At 71.0% G+C, this 20,050-nt stretch carries 17 protein-coding genes and 1 pseudogene; 7 read left to right on the top strand and 11 right to left on the bottom strand.

From position 1 onward, the window contains the following. Positions 1 to 100: 100 nt before the first annotated feature. From AAH991_RS37185 to AAH991_RS37200, 4 genes are read right to left on the bottom strand one after another with little or no spacing between them, the layout of a single operon-like run. Positions 101 to 3,208 carry an ATP-binding protein gene (locus AAH991_RS37185; protein WP_346230647.1) on the bottom strand — a complete coding sequence of 1,036 codons (3,108 nt, stop codon included), beginning with the start codon at positions 3,206 to 3,208 and terminating at the stop codon, positions 101 to 103. Positions 3,209 to 3,242: 34 nt separating this feature from the next. Then, positions 3,243 to 4,397, bottom strand: coding sequence for an FAD-dependent oxidoreductase (locus AAH991_RS37190; RefSeq protein WP_346230648.1), 1,155 nt, complete (start codon positions 4,395 to 4,397; stop codon positions 3,243 to 3,245). Positions 4,398 to 4,413: 16 nt separating this feature from the next. Then, positions 4,414 to 5,706, bottom strand: a complete 1,293-nt coding sequence (locus AAH991_RS37195) for an NAD(P)-binding domain-containing protein (RefSeq protein WP_346230649.1) — start codon at positions 5,704 to 5,706, stop codon at positions 4,414 to 4,416. A gap of 24 nt (positions 5,707 to 5,730) precedes the next feature. Then, complete coding sequence (locus tag AAH991_RS37200) at positions 5,731 to 6,318, bottom strand: OsmC family protein (protein WP_346230650.1); 588 nt, start codon at positions 6,316 to 6,318, stop codon at positions 5,731 to 5,733. 269 nt (positions 6,319 to 6,587) lie between these two features. On the opposite strand from AAH991_RS37200, the gene AAH991_RS37205 reads away from it, so the two are divergent. From AAH991_RS37205 to AAH991_RS37215, 3 genes are all read left to right on the top strand, one after another. After that, positions 6,588 to 7,112: a hypothetical protein gene (locus AAH991_RS37205; protein ID WP_346230651.1), complete on the top strand. Its 525-nt coding sequence runs from the start codon at positions 6,588 to 6,590 to the stop codon at positions 7,110 to 7,112. A 579-nt stretch (positions 7,113 to 7,691) separates the two neighbouring features. Then, positions 7,692 to 8,882, top strand: a complete 1,191-nt coding sequence (locus tag AAH991_RS37210; RefSeq protein ID WP_346230652.1) for an NAD(P)/FAD-dependent oxidoreductase — start codon at positions 7,692 to 7,694, stop codon at positions 8,880 to 8,882. Positions 8,883 to 9,047: 165 nt separating this feature from the next. Continuing rightward, positions 9,048 to 10,895 carry an RCC1-like domain-containing protein gene (locus tag AAH991_RS37215; RefSeq protein ID WP_346230662.1) on the top strand — a complete coding sequence of 616 codons (1,848 nt, stop codon included), beginning with the start codon at positions 9,048 to 9,050 and terminating at the stop codon, positions 10,893 to 10,895. Between the two features lie 40 nt (positions 10,896 to 10,935). On the opposite strand, the gene AAH991_RS37220 is transcribed toward AAH991_RS37215, so the two are convergent. The 7 genes and pseudogenes from AAH991_RS37220 to AAH991_RS37250 form a co-directional block, all read right to left on the bottom strand. Beyond that, entirely contained in the window at positions 10,936 to 11,364 is a 429-nt protein-coding gene (locus AAH991_RS37220) for a hypothetical protein (protein ID WP_346230653.1), read from the bottom strand. Then, on the bottom strand, positions 11,357 to 11,629 hold the full coding sequence (locus AAH991_RS37225) for a type II toxin-antitoxin system ParD family antitoxin (protein WP_346230654.1): 273 nt from the start codon (positions 11,627 to 11,629) through the stop codon (positions 11,357 to 11,359). Before AAH991_RS37225 ends, AAH991_RS37220 begins: the two co-directional genes overlap by 8 nt. Positions 11,630 to 11,734: 105 nt before the next feature. After that, positions 11,735 to 12,097: pseudogene (locus AAH991_RS37230) on the bottom strand (single-stranded DNA-binding protein); the annotation flags it as partial. Between the two features lie 72 nt (positions 12,098 to 12,169). Beyond that, on the bottom strand, positions 12,170 to 12,352 hold the full coding sequence (locus AAH991_RS37235; protein WP_346230655.1) for a hypothetical protein: 183 nt from the start codon (positions 12,350 to 12,352) through the stop codon (positions 12,170 to 12,172). 399 nt (positions 12,353 to 12,751) lie between these two features. After that, on the bottom strand, positions 12,752 to 13,897 hold the full coding sequence (locus AAH991_RS37240; RefSeq protein ID WP_346230656.1) for a DUF932 domain-containing protein: 1,146 nt from the start codon (positions 13,895 to 13,897) through the stop codon (positions 12,752 to 12,754). A 90-nt stretch (positions 13,898 to 13,987) separates the two neighbouring features. Then, on the bottom strand, positions 13,988 to 15,589 hold the full coding sequence (locus tag AAH991_RS37245) for a ParB/RepB/Spo0J family partition protein (protein WP_346230657.1): 1,602 nt from the start codon (positions 15,587 to 15,589) through the stop codon (positions 13,988 to 13,990). 151 nt (positions 15,590 to 15,740) lie between these two features. Beyond that, complete coding sequence (locus AAH991_RS37250; protein WP_346230658.1) at positions 15,741 to 16,199, bottom strand: single-stranded DNA-binding protein; 459 nt, start codon at positions 16,197 to 16,199, stop codon at positions 15,741 to 15,743. Between the two features lie 985 nt (positions 16,200 to 17,184). Here AAH991_RS37250 and AAH991_RS37255 point away from each other — a divergent pair. From AAH991_RS37255 to AAH991_RS37265, 4 genes are all read left to right on the top strand, one after another. Then, a complete protein-coding gene (locus AAH991_RS37255; protein ID WP_346230659.1) occupies positions 17,185 to 17,556 on the top strand; it encodes a DUF6247 family protein in 372 nt (123 codons plus the stop codon). A gap of 543 nt (positions 17,557 to 18,099) precedes the next feature. Next, positions 18,100 to 18,909, top strand: coding sequence for a hypothetical protein (locus AAH991_RS37260; RefSeq protein WP_346230660.1), 810 nt, complete (start codon positions 18,100 to 18,102; stop codon positions 18,907 to 18,909). Positions 18,910 to 19,005: 96 nt separating this feature from the next. Continuing rightward, positions 19,006 to 19,452, top strand: a complete 447-nt coding sequence (locus AAH991_RS40605) for a DUF6247 family protein (RefSeq protein WP_428834083.1) — start codon at positions 19,006 to 19,008, stop codon at positions 19,450 to 19,452. Continuing rightward, on the top strand, positions 19,379 to 19,855 hold the full coding sequence (locus AAH991_RS37265; protein WP_346230661.1) for a hypothetical protein: 477 nt from the start codon (positions 19,379 to 19,381) through the stop codon (positions 19,853 to 19,855). The genes AAH991_RS40605 and AAH991_RS37265 overlap by 74 nt, the downstream gene beginning before the upstream one ends. Positions 19,856 to 20,050 lie beyond the last annotated feature (195 nt).

Genomic DNA, 20,050 nt, shown 5'->3' on the forward strand with positions numbered 1-20,050 from the left:
CCGGGTCATCGGGCGCTCCGCCTCAGGTCGTCACGCCCGAGTTTGCGTGCCACGCCTTCCTGCGGACTTCCCCGCGCCTTCCCCCTGCGCCCGGCGACGTTCAGGGGGTTTGCGCGGCGGTCCGGCAACGGGCGGCGTCGAGGGGGTGCGAGGACTCCGCGAACAGATCCGAGGCGCGGGTGAACAACCGGGCCGCCTCGGCCGGATCGCCTTCGGCGCGGGCCAGGTGGGCGCGGGCTTCCAGCATCGCGGCCTGCCACGCGGTGCCGTCCCACAGAGCCGCCGACCGTTCGGCGATCTCCAGATGGCGGCGGGCCTCGGCCAGGTCGCCGGTGCCCGCGCAGGCGATCACCGCGGGCACCTCGAACATGACGGTGCAGAAGTGGCAGAAGTCCGACTGCCCGAGCGCAGCCTCGGCGGTGTCCACGACGGCGCGGGCCGCCTCGGGATCGGGGGCGGCAAGGATCATCGTGCCGTACAGACGTTGCAGAAGGTGATTGGCCAGCAGCGACCAGCGCGCCAGCGGCAGCGCCCGCCGCAGCAGCCGGTCCGCCGCCGGGCGGTCACCGCGCGCCAGGCGCACCTCGGCCAGCCGTTGAAGGCAGTGGGCTTCCCCCGTGGTCGCGCCAATCTCCCGGTGCAGGTCGGCTGCATCGGCCAGCTCCTGCTCGGCGAGATCGAGATCGCCGCAGAGCAGCGCGGCCTCCCCGATCAGGGCACCGGCGAACGCCACCGCACGCAGCGCGCCGACCCGCTTGGCGGTCACGCGCAGGCCGCGGGCCAGCTCGATCACCTCGGGGTACGGCGACGGCCCGTACAGCAGGTACTCGGCCACGCACAGGTGCGAGTCGAAGACCATGGTCGCCAGAGCCGGATCCTCGCGGGTGCGTAACAGCTCCGAGCGCAGCATCTGGCTCCACTCGCCCCGGTTGTGGGTAATGAGGCTCTTCAGCGCCGTGAGATCGGGCTGCTCCCACACCGCCGCCTCTGCCAGCCCTGCCGCGTCCGCGGCCTCCCAGGCGCCGTCCAGGTCGCCGGTGAAGTACGCCACCGTGCCCCTGGCCAGGAGGATGGCGGCGTCGGCCCGGCCGCCGTCGGTCTCCAGCCCGTGCAGTGCCGCCATGGCCGTGTCGAGGTCGCCGTAGTAGACGGCGATGCGGGCCAGCTTCGCGCGCAGCGTGCGGTGGACGTCCCCGCCGCCGGTGGCCCGGATCGCCTCCCGGTAGGCGGTGATCGCCAAGGGGTTGCCGACCGCGGCGAGCAGATCGGCGCGTAACGCCAGGACGCGGGCCTGGTCGGCGCCGGCGGCGACCGCCCGCACCGACTCGACCAGCGCCAGCGCGTCCCGGTACGCGCCCACCGCCGCCTCCGTCTCCGCAGCCCGCAGCACGTACGGCACGGCGGCCTCGACGTCCCCCGCGGCCAGCAGATGGTGACCGATCCTGGCGGGCGAGGCGTTCACCGAGACCAGCCGCTGAGCACAGGCCCGGTGCAGGGCCCTGCCGCGGTGCGGCGGGATGTCGCCGAGCAGCGCGTCACGGATCAGCGGATGCCTGAACCGGTATCCGTCCATGGTGCGTTCCACGATCAGCGCCGCGAGCGCCGCGTCCAGGCAGTCGAACGCCTCCTGCTCCTCCAGTCCGGCGAGTGCCAGGAACGTGTCGGTGTCGAAGGTGGCCCCGGCGGTCGCGACGTGTTCGAGCACCGCCCGCACCGGCGGCGCCAGCACCGCGAGCACGGCCGAGCCCGCGCCTCGCCCGTCCGCCTGCGAGGTTCCGGCCGTACGGGCCAGCTCGGCGGCCGCGAACGGCATCCCGCCCGACAGCTCCCAGATCCGCTCCACCTCCTCCGGGGCGAGACCGGGCCGTACGGCCAGGGCGAGCTTCTCGGTCTCGGCCCGCTCCAGCGCGCCCAGCGCGATCTCCAGCGTGCCGGTCCGGCTCAGCAGGCTGGTACGCACCTGCTCGAAGGTGTCGGAGACGGGCTGGCGGCGGTGCGCGAGCACCAGGACGAAACGGTCGTTCAGGCAGCAGCGGGACAGATAGTGCAGCAGCCGCAGGCTCGCCTCGTCGGCCTCGTGCACGTCGTCGACCGTGAGCAGCAGGCCGGGTCCGGCCGCGGCCAGCCGTACCAGTTCGGCGACGGCCACGAACAGCCGCTGGTGCCCGCCGCCACCGCTCCAGTCGAGCGCGCGTCCCGACAGCGCCTGGTCGATGTCCTTGCGGCACCGGTCGTCCAGTCCGTCCAGGAGGGTCGGATGCCTGCGGCACAGGTCGGCCAGTGCCTCCAGCACCGGCGCGTACGGCCAGGCGCCCTCGATCCGCGAGGCCGCCCCATGCCCGCTCCGCCAGCCGTCGGCCGTGGCCAGAGCGCGTGCCCACTCCAGGAAACGCGACTTGCCCATGCCGGGCGGACCGGACAGGAACACCGTGCGGCTGTGCCCCCGTGCCGCCTCGGCCAGCGTCTTCTCCAGCGCGGTGGTCTGGGACTTCCTGCCCACCAGCGGGCTCGGCGACGGCTGCCCCTGCCGGGTGTCGAGCAGCGAGTTGCGCAGCCGCACGGCCTCCTCGCTCGGCCCCACGCCCAGTTCCTGCCGCATCGCCCGGTCCATGCGCTCGAACTGGCGTAACGCGGCACGCGAGTCGCCGGCTGCGATGAACTCGCGCATGCGCTCCAAGTGCGCCTCGCCGTCGGTCGGGTCGGACTCCGCCAGCTCCGCCCAGCGCCGTGCCTGCCGGAGCATCTGCAGGTGGCGGAGCCGGAGCCGGTCGCGGGCCTCGGCAGCCCACGGCTCGTACTCGTCGCCGGGAAGCAGCGACCCGGTGTAGGCATCGGCGGCCTTGCCCGCCGTGTCCGCGTCGCCCGCGTCGAGTGCGTCGGCGACCAGCTCCTGAAAACGCAGGACGTCGACGGTTACCGGAATGTCGGGGAACAGCAGGATCATGTCCCCGCGCACCACGATGCCCTCCGGTCCCAGGGCGCGGCGGGCGAAATGCGTGGCCTTGTGCAGGCGCGGTCCCGCCTCGGCCACCGGCAGGTCCGGCCACAACGCGTTCATCAGCCGCTCACGGTGCAGCCGGCGGCGCGGCTCCAGCGCGAGGATCTTCACCAGGCTCGCCGCGTGCCGCCGGTTCCAGGCGGCGGCGGGAACCGGCTCCCCGGAGATCCGGACCGTGAAGTCTCCCAGCAGCGAGATCTCCACCCTCATGGCATCAGTATGCGATCGAGTAATCCGGCGGTCATCATGCGCTGAGCCGCGAAACGGCCTCGATTCCCTCGCTCATCGCGGAGCTGAGGTCGCGCAGCAGCCCACGTATCGACAGGTCATTCCAGCCGTAGCCGGCGATGCGGTCGGCCGCCGCGAACAACGCCGATCCGGCCCTGTCCCGGTCGGCCTGGTAGCCGGCCAGGGTCTGCGGCTCCGGTACGCCGTGCAGGAACCCGGACACCGCCCTGGCGAGCAGGTGGGCGTCGCGCAGCGCGTCGGTCATGCCGTGCGTGCTCAGCGGGTCGAGCAGGTATCCGGCGTCGCCGACCAGTGCCCACCCGGGTCCCCACGCCTGCCGTACGAACCCGGGACGGCCGGGGAAGGCCCGCAAACGGCGCGGCGGCTCGGCTCCGGCGAGCCTGCCGTCCGCGCCGCCGGTGGCCGTGGCCAGCAGCCGCCGGTATCCGGCGCGCGGGTCGCCCGCCATCTCGCGGGAGAACTCGGCGGAGGGCAGGCCGGCGAACACGCAGACCTCGCCGTCGTTGGTGGGGATCAGGCCCGCGGTCCTGCCTCGCCGGTAGAACCACTCATAACCAGCGGCCTCCAGGCCGCGCCAATAGCCGTAGACGACCGCGCCCGAGCCGATCCCCGTGCGCAGGAGCCGTGCGCCGGTCCTGCGGGCCACCAGCGAGCGGGCGCCGTCCGCGCCGACCGTCAGCCAGGAGTGCGCCCGCAGCGCGCCGCCCGAACGCGTGCGTGCCATCACGCCGGTCACCCTGCCATCCTGGTCGGTGAGGAGGTCGGTGACCGCCGTGCCGAACCGTACGTCGGCGCCCGCCGCCACCGCGGCGTCCACCAGGACCGTGTCCAGCAGGGTGCGCCGGGGCGCGTACAACGCGTCGACCCCGGCCGCGGGGCGGATCGAGACCGTCACGCTCTCGTCCTCGTAGTGGAACCGGGTCTGCCGGATCGGGGGCGTCCCCGCCGCCGCGATGCGCTCCAGCAGACCCCACCGGTGCAGCCATACGGCGCCGCCGCGCATCAGCGCGTGGGTGGACAACGTGTCGGTGCCGCGGGCCGCGCGTTCCAGCACCAGCACGCGCAGCCCCCGTCTCGCGAGCAGCAGGGCGGTGGCCGCGCCCGCGCAGCGCGCGCCGATCACGATGACGTCGTGGTGTTGCGGGGACATGGCAGGCTTCCGTTCGTCAGCTCGCCGCCCGGGTGCGGGCCGGGCGGCGTCGGGTGAGATGGTCGGCGAGGTAGGCGGCGTCGTGGCGGGCGCCGTCGATGAACGTGGCGTCGCGGCGATGCTGGAACCTCAGCCCGAGCGCGTAGAGGCCGGGCGCGGCGGTCACGCCGCGCCGGTGCAGGATCCGGCCGGTGTGGTCCAGGACCGGCACCTGCAGCCACGGATAGCCGGGGCGCAGGCCGGTCGCCCAGACGACCGCCGCGAACCGCCGCAGGTCGAGCCGGGCGGGTCCGTCGCCGGGCAGCACCGCGGCGATCGGGGCGAGCTCCGGAGCTTCCGCCGCGACCGTCGGATGGAACTGCGGAGCGCCCGCCGTGACCGTCGGATCGAGCTCCGGAGTGCTCGCCGCGTAGGCGTCGATCCTGGACAGGACGCGCCGCAGCCGGACGTCGGCCGCCGCCGTGACGGCCCGCAGGTCGTCGGCGAAGCAGGCGAACCCCGCTTCCGAACCCAGCATCCGCCCGGTGAGCAGCGCGCCCCGCTCGTGCAGAATGCGCAGGTCCAGCGTCCGGCCGGTGCCGCTGAGCTGGAGCGACGGCTCTCTGAGCGCCCGTGCCGGGTCCGGCAGCTCGTCGAGCGTACGCCCCAGCGTGCCGAGCCGGTCCAGCCACCACAGGACGTCGCGCCCCCGATACCGGCGCGGCAGCCGGGTGTGGCCGCCGACCGCCACGACCACCGGCCGTCCCGCCGTGAGCAGCTCGTCGGCGATCTGCACACCTGTGGAGGACGCCCCGACCACGAGCACGGGTCCGTCCGGCAGGTCGGCGGGGCACCGGTAGCGATCGGGGGTGATCTGGACCAGGCCCGGGGGAAGGTCGCTGGCGAACGCCGGCACGGCGGCCCGGACGTGGTAACCGGTCGCGACGACGACGTTGGCCGCCGTCCAGGCACCCCGGTCCGTACACACCAGGTAGCCGCCGCCCGTCTGCCGTACCTGGAGCACGGTGGTCCTCTCCAGGATCGGGGCGGCGAACGAGCGGGCGTAGCACTCCAGGTAGGCCACCAGTTCACCGGCTGTCATGTACCCGTCGGGGTCGGGCCCCGAGTAGGCCCACCCGGGCAACCGAGTCATCCAGTTCGGCGTGAGCAGACGGAAGGAGTCCCAGCGCGCGGTGCGCCAGCGCTCGGCCGTCCGCCCGCGCTCCAGGACGAGATGCTCCACACTGCGCCCCGTCAGGCACCGGCTCATCGCCAGGCCCGCGTGACCGGCGCCGATGACCACCGTGTCGACAGCCGTCGTGGCAGGCATGCTTCCGTCCGCTCCCCTGCCGCCTCAGCGAGTGGTGACGTCGATCTCGACGGGCACGCCGTTGGTGAACACGTCGTAGACAGCCGACCTGGCCCTGGACTGCTCGACCAGGCCGCGCAGCACCTCTTCGGGCGCGTCCCCCGAGATGGACAGGCTCACGCGGATGCCCTGGTAGCCGTTGCGCACCTGCTCGGACAGGCCCAGGACGCCCAGCAGGTCGATGTCGCCCTCGACGGTGGACTCGACCTCGGTGAGCTGTACGCCGCGGGCCGCCGCGATGTTCGCCAGGCCGGAGGTGAGGCAGGCGGCCAGCGCGTGCAGCAGGAACTCGACCGGGGTGGGGCCGTTGCCCGAGCCCACCAGAACCGCCGGGTGGTCGGCGTCGTACACGAAGTCCTCGGTGCGGCTGGTGTCCTCCTGGCCCGCGCCGTAGAAGCCGCGGATGACGCTGCGGTTGTGCGTGCCGGAGACCCAGCGGTTCCTGGCGCGGAACTGGAACTTGGCGATCTCGGGATTGCCGCGCACCGCGTCGATCGTGGCGAACAGGGTCGGCGTGTCCACGCCGTTCAGCGGGCCGCGGAGCGCCTTTCCGGGGGCGAGGTCCGTACTCATCGTGCTTGTCCTTTCTGTCGCCCCACTCCGGCACGGCGGCGCCGCGGAAGGCCGGTGTGGAGTGACGCCAGGAAAGCTAGGAACGGCCCCTTCCCCCGTCCTTCCCCTCGCCTTCCCGCCCCGTACGCGCGCCGACTTTGGGGGAAGCGGCGGGGAAGCGCGTCCGCCGACAGTGTTCCCGTCGCCCTGACCGCTCGCAGAAGGAGGAACAGGACCGTGCCGTTCAAGGCATGCGGCCGGCGACACCACACAGTCAGATTGGAGCAAGCGTGAAGACCTTCGCATCTACCGCCCTCATCAGGCGCCGCCTGCCGAGGGCGCTCGTCACGGCAGCGATCGCGCTGCTCGGGATCGCCCTTGTGGTGCCGCCCGCCTCCGCCATGACGGAGTACAAAGCGCGCAACAACACCTCTGTCAGTAACACCTGCCTGACCATCAGTAAGCGCAGGGACGGGCAATATCTGGTCCGCGTCGGCATCGACCTGCGGAAATTCACCAGAGCGCAAGCCCAGAAGATCATCGACAGCGGCGGCGGGCCTGGCGCGGCCGAAGTGTGGGGAGCCGATGAGGTGACAGGGGACGACCACCTCTTCGACGTCTCCAGGACGCGCATCTGGGCCTCGGACCAAAGCGGGCTCAGCGCCGAATTCGCCGGCGTGGTCAGAAAGAACGCGCTCGACGAGGACTCCGAGCCGTTCCCCACCACCGACGGCGCTCGGGACGAGATCTTCGCCATCGTCACATTCAGGGGATCCGGCTACATCACCCCTGATGTCTACCTCTACGCGAACTGATCCGGCCGTCCCGGAGGTGATCGCGCGGCAGCCCCGGGACGGCTCGGCCTGGCAATCCCCATGACCGGAGAAAAGACCATGGACAGAAACCCTGCTGCGGCAGGTCAACAGCGGAGAGCGCCTCAGCGTGCGGCAGCGCTTCGTCCTCGTCACCGCGTGCGCGTCGGCGTTCGGCGACTCCTACTGCTCCCTTGTCCGGGGCGGCAAGCTGGCCGAGGCGGGCGACGCGCAGACCGCCGCCGGAGTGCTGCGGGGCGTTGACGACGGCCTGAGCGTCAGCGAGCGGGCGATGGCCGCATGGGCACGCAAAGTGGCACGCGATCCCAACGGCATCGCCGCGTCGGACGTACAGGAGCTGCGCGAGGCAGGGTTCAGCGACTCGCAGATCTTCACGATGACCGTGTTCGTGGCCCTACGCCTGGCGTTCTCGACGGTCAACACGTCACGGAGGCTCGTAGGCCATCCGCTTGATCTTTCTCAGGCGTTCCCGACAGTCGCACCCCCCTGCCATTTAGGCGAGCCCGAATCCGCATCGCCTTTCCCTCGATCCCTCCCAGGTGAATCCGGAGTCGCATCACCATGCCCATCCACCATCGCCACGACGTCGTCGTCGTGGGCGCACGCGCCGCCGGCGCGGCCACCGCACTGCTTCTGGCCCGCCTCGGGCACGACGTGGTGCTGCTCGACCGGGCCGTCTTTCCCTCCGACACCGTCTCGACCCACCAGATCGCCCGCAGCGGAGTGGTGCTGCTGCACCGCTGGGGACTGCTCGATGCTGTGCTCGCCAGCGGAGCCCCAGCCATCCGCCGGGTCACGTTCGCCGCCGAAGGCGAGTCGGTCACCCGTACGATCAAGGACAAGGCCGGGGTGGACCTGCTGGTCGCACCGCGCCGCTACATCCTGGACACCATCGTCGCCGAGGCGGCCGCCTCGGCGGGCGCCGACCTGCGGCTCGGCGCCACCGTCGCCGGGCTGCGCCGCGACGGCACCGGCCGCGTCACCGGCGTGTACGGCCACGACGACAACGGCTTGCCGCTGGAGATCCACGCACGGTTCGTCGTCGGCGCCGACGGCCTGGGCTCCCGCGTGGCCCGCGCGGCCGGCGCCGAGATCATCGAGGACCGCGGCGGCGACGGCGCGGGCCAGTACACCTACTACGACGGCCTGCCCTGGGACGCCATCGAGCTGATCGTCGCCGATCGGGCCTTCACCGGAGTCTTCCCCACCCACGCCGGCCAGGCCTGCATCTGGATCTGCACTCCCAGCGCGGACGCCCGCCATACCCGCCGCCGGGCCGCGTCGCGTACGGAGGCCTTCACCGCCTCCCTGCACCGGACGGCTCCGGAACTGGCCGAACGGCTGCGTGCCGGACGGCGTACGGCACCGGTCACGGGCGTGCTGCGCGCCCCGAACCATCTGCGCAAAGCCCACGGACCCGGGTGGGCGCTGGTCGGGGACGCCGGCTACCACCGCGACCCGATCACCGGTCACGGCCTCAGCGACGCCTACCGCGACGCGGAACTGCTCGCCGTCGCGCTCGACCGGGCGTTGCGTGGCGACCTGGAGGAGAGCGCCGCCCTGGCGGGTTACCAGCGGCGGCGCGACGAGGCCGTACGCGACATCTTCGAGCTGACCTGCGCCCTGGCCGCCTACCCGCCCGTTCCCGAGTTCGTCGCCCTGCAAAAGCAGCTCAGCGTGGCCATCGACATCGAGGCGGCCTCGATCGCCGTCACCCCCATCCCGGGCACCCACCACACCACACCCGCCTGACACCCCTCATCAGCACCCCACCCGATATCTCCACCAGGACCCCACCTGGCACCTCCACCCTGCACCAGTCACCGGGCCGTGATCGCCAACAAGCCCAACGCAAGCGCCGTTTCACAAGACCCGAGAAGGTAGCTGATGACATATTTTCGGAATTGGGCAGCGATGATGTCGCTGACGGCCGTGACGGCCATCGCCCTGCAAGCACCGCCCGGCACACCCGCCGACGCCGCTCCGTCCCAGACGGCCGCACCGGCTTGGACGCATGCCGCAGCCTGGGGCTTCAACACCTCCGGACAGCTCGGTGACGGCACCCAGATCTCCCGCGGCTCCCCGGTGGCCGTGGCCGAGGCGGGCCGCGGCTTCGTCAAGGTCGCCTCCGGAGCCGACCACAGTGTGGCGATCGCCGCAGACGGCACCTTGTGGTCCTGGGGCGCGAACGACCAGGGCCAACTGGGCGACGGCACCGCCACCGGCCGACCGGCGCCGGCACAGGTACCGGGGATGACGAACATCACCGAAATCGCCGCAGGGCGCGGCTTCACTCTGGCGGTACGCTCCGACGGCACGCTGTGGTCCTGGGGGCGCAACGACAGCGGCCAACTCGGTACCGGCGCGGCCAACGTCTCACAGCCGGTGCCGCGGCAGGTGCCTGGGCTGACCGGCATCACCGACGTCGCCGCTGGCACCGCCCACGGCCTGGCGGCGCGATCGGACGGCACGGCATGGGCTTGGGGCCTGAACGACTCCGGCCAGCTGGGCGACGCAACCACGATCAGCAGGCCCACGCCGGTCCCGGTGGCCGGGCTGACCGGCGTGGCCGCCGTCGCGGGCGGGCTGGTACACAGCCTGGCGCTGCGGTCCGACGGGACGGTGTGGTCCTGGGGTTCCAACGGCGCGGGCGAGCTCGGAGACGGCACCGTGGGCAACCGGCTGACGCCGGTCAAAGCGCTGAAAGTCGCACACATCACCGATATCGCCGCCGGTGAGCGGCACAGCCTGGCGGTGAGCGGCGACGGCACCCTGTTCGCCTGGGGCCTCAACGGCAGCGGTCAGCTCGGTGACGGCACCACGACCGACCGCTCGGTGCCGTACCCCGTGCCCGGGCTGTCGGGGGTCGTCCAGGCCACGGCAGGCTTCCGGTTCAGCGCGGCGCTGCGCTCCGACGGCACGGTGTGGTCCTGGGGACTGAACTACCAGGGGCAGCTCGGCGACGGCACGGCGACCCACCGCCTGACACCCGCGCAGGTGCCCGGTCTGACGGACGTCTCCCAGCTCGACGCGGGTCCCCGCCAGGACTTCAACACCGCCTCCCACACGCTGGTGATCCGGCGCGTACCGGCACCCGCGTTCTCGATCTCGCTCGGCTCGGCAAGCGGGAATCTCCCCGCCGGCGGGTCACTCTCGATCACCGTGACCACCCACCCGATCAACGGCTCCACCCAGACGGTGGCCTTCGCCGTGGGCACCGGATCCGAACCGGCGAACGCCGTGCCGATCGGCCTGCCACCGGGCGTCACCGCCGTCTTCTCCCCACCGTCCGTCGTCGCGGACGGCTCGTCCACGTTGACCCTGACGGCAAGCCCGCAGACCACACCCACGCACGGAGAGCCGGCCTCTCTTTCCGTCGTCGGCTACGCCACGTCACCGACCGGCACCGCCTCGGCGCCCTTCGACCTGTCGATCATCGACCCGCCCTGTCCGGCGACAACCGCACCGGGTACAAACGCAGCTCGTTCAAGCACTGGATCGACGCCGACCACGACGGATGCTCCATCCGGGCCGAAGTCCTCCTCGCCGAGGCCGTCACGCCTCCGCAGGTCGGGCCGGACTGCACTCGCACCGGCGGGCAGTGGTACTCCTACTACGACGAGGCCACCGTCGACCAAGCCTCCAGCCTGTGGATTGAAACGACAGGACGCGGGCGGCCTGCCTGCTGATGAGGTGGGCCCACTGTGCTGGGAACGGGCGGCGCGGGGCACGTCCCTATGTGGTCTCTGGACGCTATGGCCATGACGAAGTGGGCCGACCGGGTGCAACCGGCCCCCTATCTCGGCTACTCGGGGTCGGAGACCTCGGTCACCTGTACCCCGTCCAGCTCGAGCCCGACCCACCGGCCAGCGTCAAGCGTGAGAATGTCAGCCCCCTCCAGCCGAGCGAGCATCACCGCGTGCGCGTCCTGCCACAGCGGTCGGCCGTCGCCGGTCAGCCGCGCGGCGGCCTGCCCGAGCTCGAGCGCGTCATCGAAATCGCTCAGCGGCCCGTACGCCCCGTGCTCCAGGCGGGCGATCCCGCGCACCGCAGGCAGGAACCCCGTCTCGTCGCTGCCACCCATCTCCGCGGCCACCGCGGCGACGACCAGCGCGGGCACCATCAGGCGCAGGCCCTGCTGGTCCAACTCGAGCAGCATCGTGATCAGCGGCAGGTCCCCGCGGGCGACCTCCGACACCACGGTCGTGTCCAGGACAAAGCCGCGCTCACTCACCGGCGGCCTGTGCCAGGTGCTGCTCCCGCTGCGCGAGCACGTGGGCGGTCATCCGGGCTACCTTGGCCGACGCGGCAGGGTCCGACCGCACCGCCTGCGCGGCGGCGCGTACCGCAGCGTCGGCCTCACGATCCGCCTCTGCCCGCCGCGCCAACGCGGCGTTGACCACAGCCGACACCGATCGGGCCCGCCCGGCGGCAACCTCGGCGTTGGCGTACTCGAGCAGATGCTCCTCGATCGTCACACTGACAGCTCTCGTCGTCATGCGATAATCATACGATGACCAGCGCTCCATCGCGCGTATCGCCGTTGATCAGGCGGCCGCTGCCGGCCAGGGTGGCTGCGATGGTACGTCGGCGCTCTGCGAGACCTTGACCTTGGTGACCGAGGCAGTGGCGAAGCGGAGGGAAGGGCCGACCTCGTCGACCTCGAGTTCGTAGACGGTGCGCTTGTCGCCGGTGTCGGTTTCGTAGGTGCGCTGACGCAGGCGGCCTTGCACTATGACGCGTATGCCGCGCTGGAGGGATTCGGCGATGTGCTCGCCGAGGTCGCGCCAGGCGGTACAGGCCAGGAACAGGCTGGTGCCGTCCTTCCACTCCCCCGTCTGGCGGTCCTGGTAGCGGGGCGTCGAGGCCACGCGGAAGCGTACGACGGCGTGGCCGGCCGCGGTGAAGCGGAATTCGGGGTCGTCGACGAGGTTGCCGACGACGGTGATGGTCGTCTCGCTGGCCATCTGATGTCTCCGATCGTGGGGTTGGATGCGTGAGGGCGCGGGGGCGGGTGCCCCCGCGCCGGTGCCGGGCCGCTACACCTTCCGGCCGGCGACGGTTACCAGGCGCTGGGTCTCGATGGCCTCGGTGATGCAGTCCTGGCAGATCCAGCTGTGGTCGGTGCAGCGGAACAGCTGCTCGATGTGGGTCGTTTGGCCGCAGCGGCCGCAGGTGCTCAGGTCGGTCAGGCCGAGGGGGGTGTCGAGGGTGAGGGTCATGTCCTGCTCCTTGTCGCCGGGGTCCCGTGCCCGGGGTCCGTGCCGTGTTCTGGTGAGGGAGGACCCGCAGGCGGAAAGGGAGGGAGGGCAACCGGGCGGCCTGCGCGGTCAAGATGTTTTGCGACAGCAAAAGATCTTGACCGTGCGGGTTGAGCGGAGCGAAAGCCCGGTTGCGTGGACGACCGCGCCTGCGACGCTGACCGGCCAGAACACCGGGCACGGCCGGGCCCGGTACAGCAGGGGACGCGGCGGGACATGACCCTCGACACGCGGTCCGCCGCCGCCCCGTCCCCCGGCTGCGGACGACCTCGTCGATATGGCCCCGTCTCCGCTTGGGGATGCGACGTGTCCTCGCCCGTCGGGAGCGGACCGGCACTCTTGCCGCAGAGGCGGGGGTGCTCAGGTTCCGGCGGCGGCCAGGTGCAGAGCGCGCAGTGCCTGGGCCTCCATTTCGTGGGCGGTGTCGGCGTCGTCGACGGTCTGGGCGACGCTTGTGACCGCGTGCATCACCCCGCCGGCGGTCAGGTCGCCCCCGCGGATGAAGTGGCGCAGGATCTCGCGCTGCTGGTCGTCGGTGAAGCGCAGCTTGGTGGTGACCGCCCGGATGGTGTTGTCGGGGTCGGCGATCTCGGCACCGGCGGCGGCGGTGAGTTCGCGGATTTTGGTGGTGAGGTAGTCGGTGTCGAGGAAGGTGGTGATGGCGTCGCGGGTCTGGGCGGTGATCAGCTGAAGGTTCTTGTCGTGGGTGTCGCTGCTCCACCGGACCGCGCCGCCGTCGTCGAGGCGGCCGCCGAGGTGGACGTGGCGGTGGGCGTCGGCGGTGATGGTCATGCCGTTGCGGCAGACCTGCACCAGCAGGCGCGGGGTGATGGTGAACGCGCCGCAGCCGGTCTCGCTGTTGCTGATCACGAATCCGGCGAACACCAGCGGGTTGTCGGCGCCGGCGGCGCCGGTGAACGGGCTGCGGTAGTTCTTCAGCAGCTCGGGGGCCAGGGCGGCGACCTGCTCGCACACCACCCGCACATACATGCGCCGTTCGGTCAGGTCGCACCCGTCGATGTCGATGTCGACCCCGGCCAGCCGTACGCCGTCCAGGGCGGCCATGAGCACGTCCAGGTTGTCGATGATCTTGTACCGGTCGGACAGGAACGCCCGCGCGACGCCGGGGGCGCCGCCCGCGCCGCGCAGGCCGCGCAGGAGGAAGCGGCGGTCGTCGGAGCGCAGCCAGGTGTTGACGTTGGCCTCGTACAGGGCGGGCTGGTGGGCGCGCAGGCGCCGAAGATACGGCAGGGGGATGCCGAGCTTGTCGGCCAGGCCCTGGTCGCAGATCTCGGTCGGCAGGTACAGGCCCGTGCTGTCGCTCACCCCGGCCTCCGACAGCACGGGCGGGGTGTCGATCAGCTGCAGGTGCGTGCCGACCGCGCGGATCTGCGCGGTGGTGACCGGGATGTCGACCTTGCGGGCGTGCTGGTCGCGCAGCAGCGCGTGCAGCTCGGCCAGGCCGGCGTTGCGGGCGGTCAGCGGAACGGGGACAACGGTGCTCATCAGCGGTTCCTTCCGGTAGGTAAGAGGAAGGCCCGGCCTGGTGGCCGGGCCTGGCGGGCCAGTTGTGGGGATGTGATGGGGCGAACGGGATCAGGCGGCCGCCGAGTACGGGGCGCCATCACCGGCGTCGGGCGAGTGTGCCCAGGTGTCGGCGTCCTGCGGCACGGCGGTGCTCGTCTCCTCCGCGCCGGGCTCGTGCGGCGGTTCGCCGGCGTCAGGCGCCTGCTCGGGCTCGAGCTCCTCGGCGGGGGCGTCGCCCCGGTACGGGAGCCCGTCGATGACCGCCTGCTCGATCGGTGTCGGCTGATACCCGAGCTCGACCAGCAGGGACAGGTAGGCGCGTGCGTCGGGGCGGCTGACCGCGCCGGTCCGGTCGTGCCGCCAGATGTAGCGAGCCGAGTCCGGGACGGTCATCTGATGCTCATACGCGACGGCGATCGGGGCCAAGGCCAGCAGCGGCAGCCGCCCCGGCCGGACCGCGGCCGTGCTCACCGCATCGATGTTCCCGGCCAGCTTCGCCCACAAGGTGGTGTGCCGGCCGCTGGTGAGCTTGTCCCGCAACGGGACGGGCATCTCCAGCAGTTGCCGGGCGACCCAGGCCAGCACCGGCTTGGGCGCGGTGGCGCGGGCCAGCAGGCCGGCCACCCACTCCTGCCGCACGGTCGCGCTGGCCTTCCACGCCCGGTTGCCCTCGATGACCAGCTTCCGCTCGGGCTCGTTGGCCTTGGCCGGCATAGCCGATCCGACGGCGCAAGCGCCCGGCGCCGACGGTGTTTCCGGCGGGGCGTAGCCGTGCTGCTCGGGGCTGGTGCAGTAGGCCACCGGCGTCGCCGCGCCCCAGCTGCGCAGGAACACGCCATGCCCCTCGCAGGTGGCGTGCGTGCCGGGGTCGAAGCCTTCGACGACATCGGCCAGGCGGGTGAGGGTGAGCGCCCCGGACGGGATGTCGTCACTCACGCGGATCCCGGCCTGCTCCAGCTCAGCACACACCCGGGCGCGCTCAGCCGCCTCGGCCCGCTCGGCGCGTATGTACTCGACGGCGTAGCGGACCTGGTGGCCCCAGCCAACCCTCTGGTGGATCTCCGCCAGCGCGTCTTGGTCGCCGTCGAAGTCGGCCAGCAGCGCCAGGTCCTCCAGCGTCCAGTCGTGGTTCATCTGCTGGGCGGCCTGACGGGTCTGCGCGGACAGCCGTCCCGCGGTGATGGCCCCCGCCACCTCGTCGCGGGTGCGGCCGGTGAGTTTGCGGATGCGGGTACGGCTGGCGCCGGCCTGGTGCGCTTCGAACAGCGCCTGGGCCTGCTCGAAGGCGGTCAGCCCCCGCCGGAAGTCGTCGTCGTTCTCCACCACCATGTCGATGAACTGGCCGGCGCGGTCACCGGCCTTGGCCAGGTCGATCAGGCACAGCAGGTCGGGCAGCTGCTGGTGGCGGGCGGCGGCCAGGCGCCGGTTGCCCTTGGTCACCCAGAACCGGTAGCCCTCCTCCCCCTCCCCCCGCGGATGGTCATCGGGAATCGGAACGACGTGCACGGCGACCTGCTGCTCGGCGGCCAGCGATCGGCAGAACGCCTCGGTCAGCGCATAGTCGCCCCGGACGTTCCCGGGGTGATGATCGAGCAGGTGCAGGGGGATCCGGGCGAGGCGAACATTGCCGGCCTCGCACAGACCGTTCTCCCAGTCGGCTGTTTCAGGCATGCGAGCTCCTTCATGTACACGGGACAGGAACAAAACGGGGAGGCCGATGGCGTGCCGTCTCGGCACGCCATCGGCGCTACGCGGCGGCGTCCGTGCTGGTGACGGGGGGGTGCGGGCGGCCTCGGTGCGGGACCGCCCGCAACAGGCCGGATCAGGCGACCAGCGGAGCGGCCGGCCCGTCCATGGCCGCGGAGGCTCCTTGTGCCAGGCGCCGGGGCGCGGCGGCGACCGGCCATGCGGCGGCCTCCTCGCGCACCGGGCTGTAGCGGGTGGCCAGCCCCAGATCGGTGGCGATCACCTTGACCGCCGCGCGGACGATCGGCTTGCCTTCGCGGTTCTTGGTCTCGTAGGTGCGGGGCATCAGGTCGCAGCCGTGCGCCATGATCAGGTGGCCCTTGCGGTAGGACTCGTGCGCGCGGATCGCGGCGACCCCGTAGACGACGACCTCCACCTGACGGGTGGGGACGTAGGTCGAGCCGTCGCGGCGCGGGGTCGGCGGCCCGTTCACGTCCAGCACCGCCGACCACATGGCCGGCGCCTCATGGTCGGAGGCGAAAAAGCGCGGGTTGTAGGCGATCCTGCCGGTCAGGCTGATGTGGATGTCGAGCACGGGTCCTCCCCCTCGTCGGCGGCCCCCCGGGTTGGGGCCTGGTGTTTGCCAGCCGGGGGAGCCGCCCTGCGGCGGCGTCCCCGTTCCGGCGAGGAGCGGACGTCGCGACGGCGTGACCGGAGCTGCAACCCGGGTGGTGGCGGGATTTCAAGATGTTTTGCGCAGCAAAAGATCTTGAAATCTCGCCACTCGCCCACCGCGGCCGCGGTGACACGCGGGCGAGAACCCGGGTTGCGGCGACGGGCTAAGCCGGCGCATAGTCAGCGGCCGGAACAGGGGTGACGCCTCAGGCGTGACCATGCCCGGACACCAGGCCCGGCGAAGACCGAGCGCTCGAGGAGGACCAGTCCGACCCTCTGCACCAGACCTAGGCAGCGCCCGCATATCGCACGACTCGAAGGCTGCTCGCCTCGTTTCCGGTCCTACGGTCTGTCCAGCGGGCAGCCTCCTGGCGTTTCGCGCGCTTCACACCCGCAGGTGCCGTCCTCGCTGGGAGGGCATTGATCGGAGGCAGGAGGCGGAGCGGGTTGACGCCAGACAGCGGCTCATGGATCGTCGGCAGCGAACCGGCCGGAACCCTACCCGCGGAAGGGGCGAACCCATGGCGATGCCGACCGTAATCCGAATCGTCTCCGATGAGGAGTACCGTCCCGAGCGTCACAAGGCTGGCTCGGCCCCTCGCCGAGGCAGCTGCAGCTGGCACGGCGGGCCGCATCAGATCACCCGATCAATGCAGCTGGAGGAAGAACGCGCGAATGGCGTACGGATAGCGCTGTACGGCGTATGCGACGCGGCTCGTGCCGAGATCGCCGAGCAGGTAGGGCGGAACGTCCGCAACTGAGCGACCACGGGCGACACCGAGGATCGGCCAGGGAGGAATCCTGTAGACGGCTCAGGTCATCAGCCCGACGCCGGATGCCCTTGTCGTCCAGCCCTGTGAGACCTCTCCCGCTATCCTCTAGCTGAGCTGGGAGAGGAGTGGACAATGACGGCGCAACCTCACGAGCCGGGACATAGGCCAACGCCTGATGAGATTCGCGCATCGCAGCGTGATGATCGCAGCCCACGCGCCGTTCGCGCCGCCCTCGCCGTCGAAGATCTCGACGCCTTCGACCGGCAGTACCGCGAGGCCGTGCGGAAGGCGGGCGACGAGTTGGACCTGACCCCGCTGCACGAGTGCGTCGAGACGTGGTGGCGGCACGCGGTACTCAAAGCCGATTCAGCCGAGTACGTTCAGATGATCGAGCGGGCAGAGGAGTCTCAGCGTCGCGCCGACCTCGGCGAACCTCCCGGTGGCCTCCCCTGGGACGAGGCGTTCGAGGCAAGGCTCCGAAGCAAAGCGCACAAGGGACGATAGGTGTACACGGTCGACCTCGCCCCTGTCGCCCGACAGCAGGCCGAGGCCCCGCCCCACGAGGCGATCTCCGTTTCTCGAGCTACGCGCTCTGCCGGAGACACACCCCTGGAGCGGTCAGCCCCTCAGCCCGGACAATCCGAAGGCCAACCTGCTCACCCACGCGTTCGGCAGTCGGGGTCTGGTCGCATACCTCGTTCTGGGACGAGCAGCGAGAGGTGTATATCGTCCGCGTCGACTGGCTGAGCTGAGCCCGCGCCAACGCTGGTGGGCGTTCTACTCCGCGTCCGAGGCGATGTTCGCCGGGCCATCGGCGGCCCATCCCAGTGGCAGAGTGGTGACGTCGGCGGCCGCGAAGGTGCCGTCGACGGCCTGGGTGGCGAGAGGTGGTAGATAACGGTGCTCTTCTCAGCCGTTGCCGCCGCCATGGGGTATGACGGCGTGGTGCTGCGGGCTGCGGCAACCAACGCACGACGAACTGAACACCCGCCGCTGCATGCGCCGTAGCGAGCGCGAGTCTCGCAACAAGACACTGTAGGAGAAGAGATGACGGACCACTCACCGATGGGCGAGTGCCCGGGCTGGTGCGAGCACGCAGGTGCCGGCAGCAACACGCTGCCGCACAGCACCGATGTTGCCGAGTTCGTGCTCGACCACGGGCATGTCACCGTGTACGTGGAGAAGGCGACACTCCTGGCCGAGCCCAGCGTCAACATCGACTGCGTCGCCGTCGACCCCGGCACCACCGACGATGCTGTCGAACTTGACCTCGTTACCGCCGATGGGCTCGCCCGGATTCTGGGGCACCATCCGCTGGGGAAGGCGCTCACCGAAGCGGTGACCCTCCTCGGCGGCGTCGAGACGGTGGACATGAGCGGGCCGTTGCCGACGCCGTTCCTCATTCGCGTGCCGTTCGACCGGGCCGGCGCGGGCGACGACGACCTCGGCTGGGCGAAGAGCGCGACCGAGCAGTGGATGGCGGCGGCGAGAAATGTGGGCCTCAAGGTCGATATTGCCTCGTACGAGGTGCCCGAACCGGACAAGCACGCCGCGGTCGTCCTGGTGGACGGGGGGCACTATGTGCTGTCCATCATCGACGGCGAGATCAGGGCCTTGGAGATGGAGATGGACTGGCGGCAGCGAGACGGCGAGCTGGCGCAGGTCCTCATGGACCTCGACCGGTGCGAGCACGGGCGGCACGCAGCCGACTCGTGCACGGACTGCCCGGATGGCCAGTCCACGGGTAACCTGCTCCTGCCGCCGGGCACGGTCATCGGGACCGGGCTGCGCAGCACGAAGATCGTGGTCCCGTCGCCGGATCGGCGGCGCGACCCGACCGCATGGCGGACGCTATGAGATCAGGGCTCTACGAAACGCAGCGCGGTTCGCGTTGCGAGATGCCGGGACTCGTGTGCCGAGCCAGGACACCTGTGAGCGTGAGGAGGTAACGGCATGACCGCCGAGCCACACGAGCTGATCCGTGTCCGGACGCCTGAACAGATCGTGGAGTCCCTGGAGGCCGATCGGACTCCACGCAACATTCGTGCGTGCCTGCCTCCTTACGACCGCGAGTACTTCGATAGGGACTATCGGCGGGCCATGGTCAAGGCCACCGAGGAGCTGGACCTCGCGCCGGTGCACGCTCTACTCGCCCATTGGTGGCACATGGCCAGGATGAAGGCGACTGGGGAGTACGAGGCGGTCCTGGAACGCGGCGCTCGTATGCAAGAGCAGATCGAACGTGGCGAGCATGTTCCGAGCAGACCGTTGCGGGAGGTTCTTGCCGGACGGGCATCCGTGCTCGGCGTGATACTTAAATCTTTGAATGCACATGGTCGGCATCAGCGAGCAGGTAGACGAGAAGATCGCCGCCCTCCCTGCACAAGCGCTGGGGACTGAGCGGGCCGTCGACCAGGCGCGCGTCTCGTCGGTCGCGTACTGCTGTGCCAAGTCGGCGAGAACCTGGGACAGGATGGTCCTGCGCTCGTCAGCGATCGCACTGATCCGATGGTGCAGGGTCGCGGGCACCTTGCTGGTGGTCATGTCAGCGGTCGTGGCGAAAGGCAACCGGTACGCGAGGTCAGCCGGCCCAGATGATGTCGATGACACGCAGGGACTGAGTGTCCTCATCAAGGATGAACGTCAACATCCCTTGGCTGTTATCTCCGAAGAAGGCGTGTCTCACCGCGGACTGGCCGGGACGCTCCGCGACCGCGTCCCATGGGTCGCGGAGGAGTTCGATGAGCCGCTCCAGGAGGGGGCCGTCGCGGACCTCCTGGGGAAGACCGTTCAGCTCATATAGGGCGCGTCCGTGGAAGCCATCGAACTTGTAGCTCACACCCGGCCTTCCCACTCCGGTGGGGTGTAACGAGTGAACATCTCCGTACGCTCTTGAAGGGCGTCCTGGACGGCCTCCTCATAGCCCGGGCGAGCGTAGGCGATCGCACGCAGCCGCCACTGACGCAACAGCGCCTGCACCTGCTTGAAGCGGGCCAGA

The organism is Microbispora sp. ZYX-F-249 (assembly GCF_039649665.1).
Lineage (GTDB): Bacteria > Actinomycetota > Actinomycetes > Streptosporangiales > Streptosporangiaceae > Microbispora > Microbispora maris.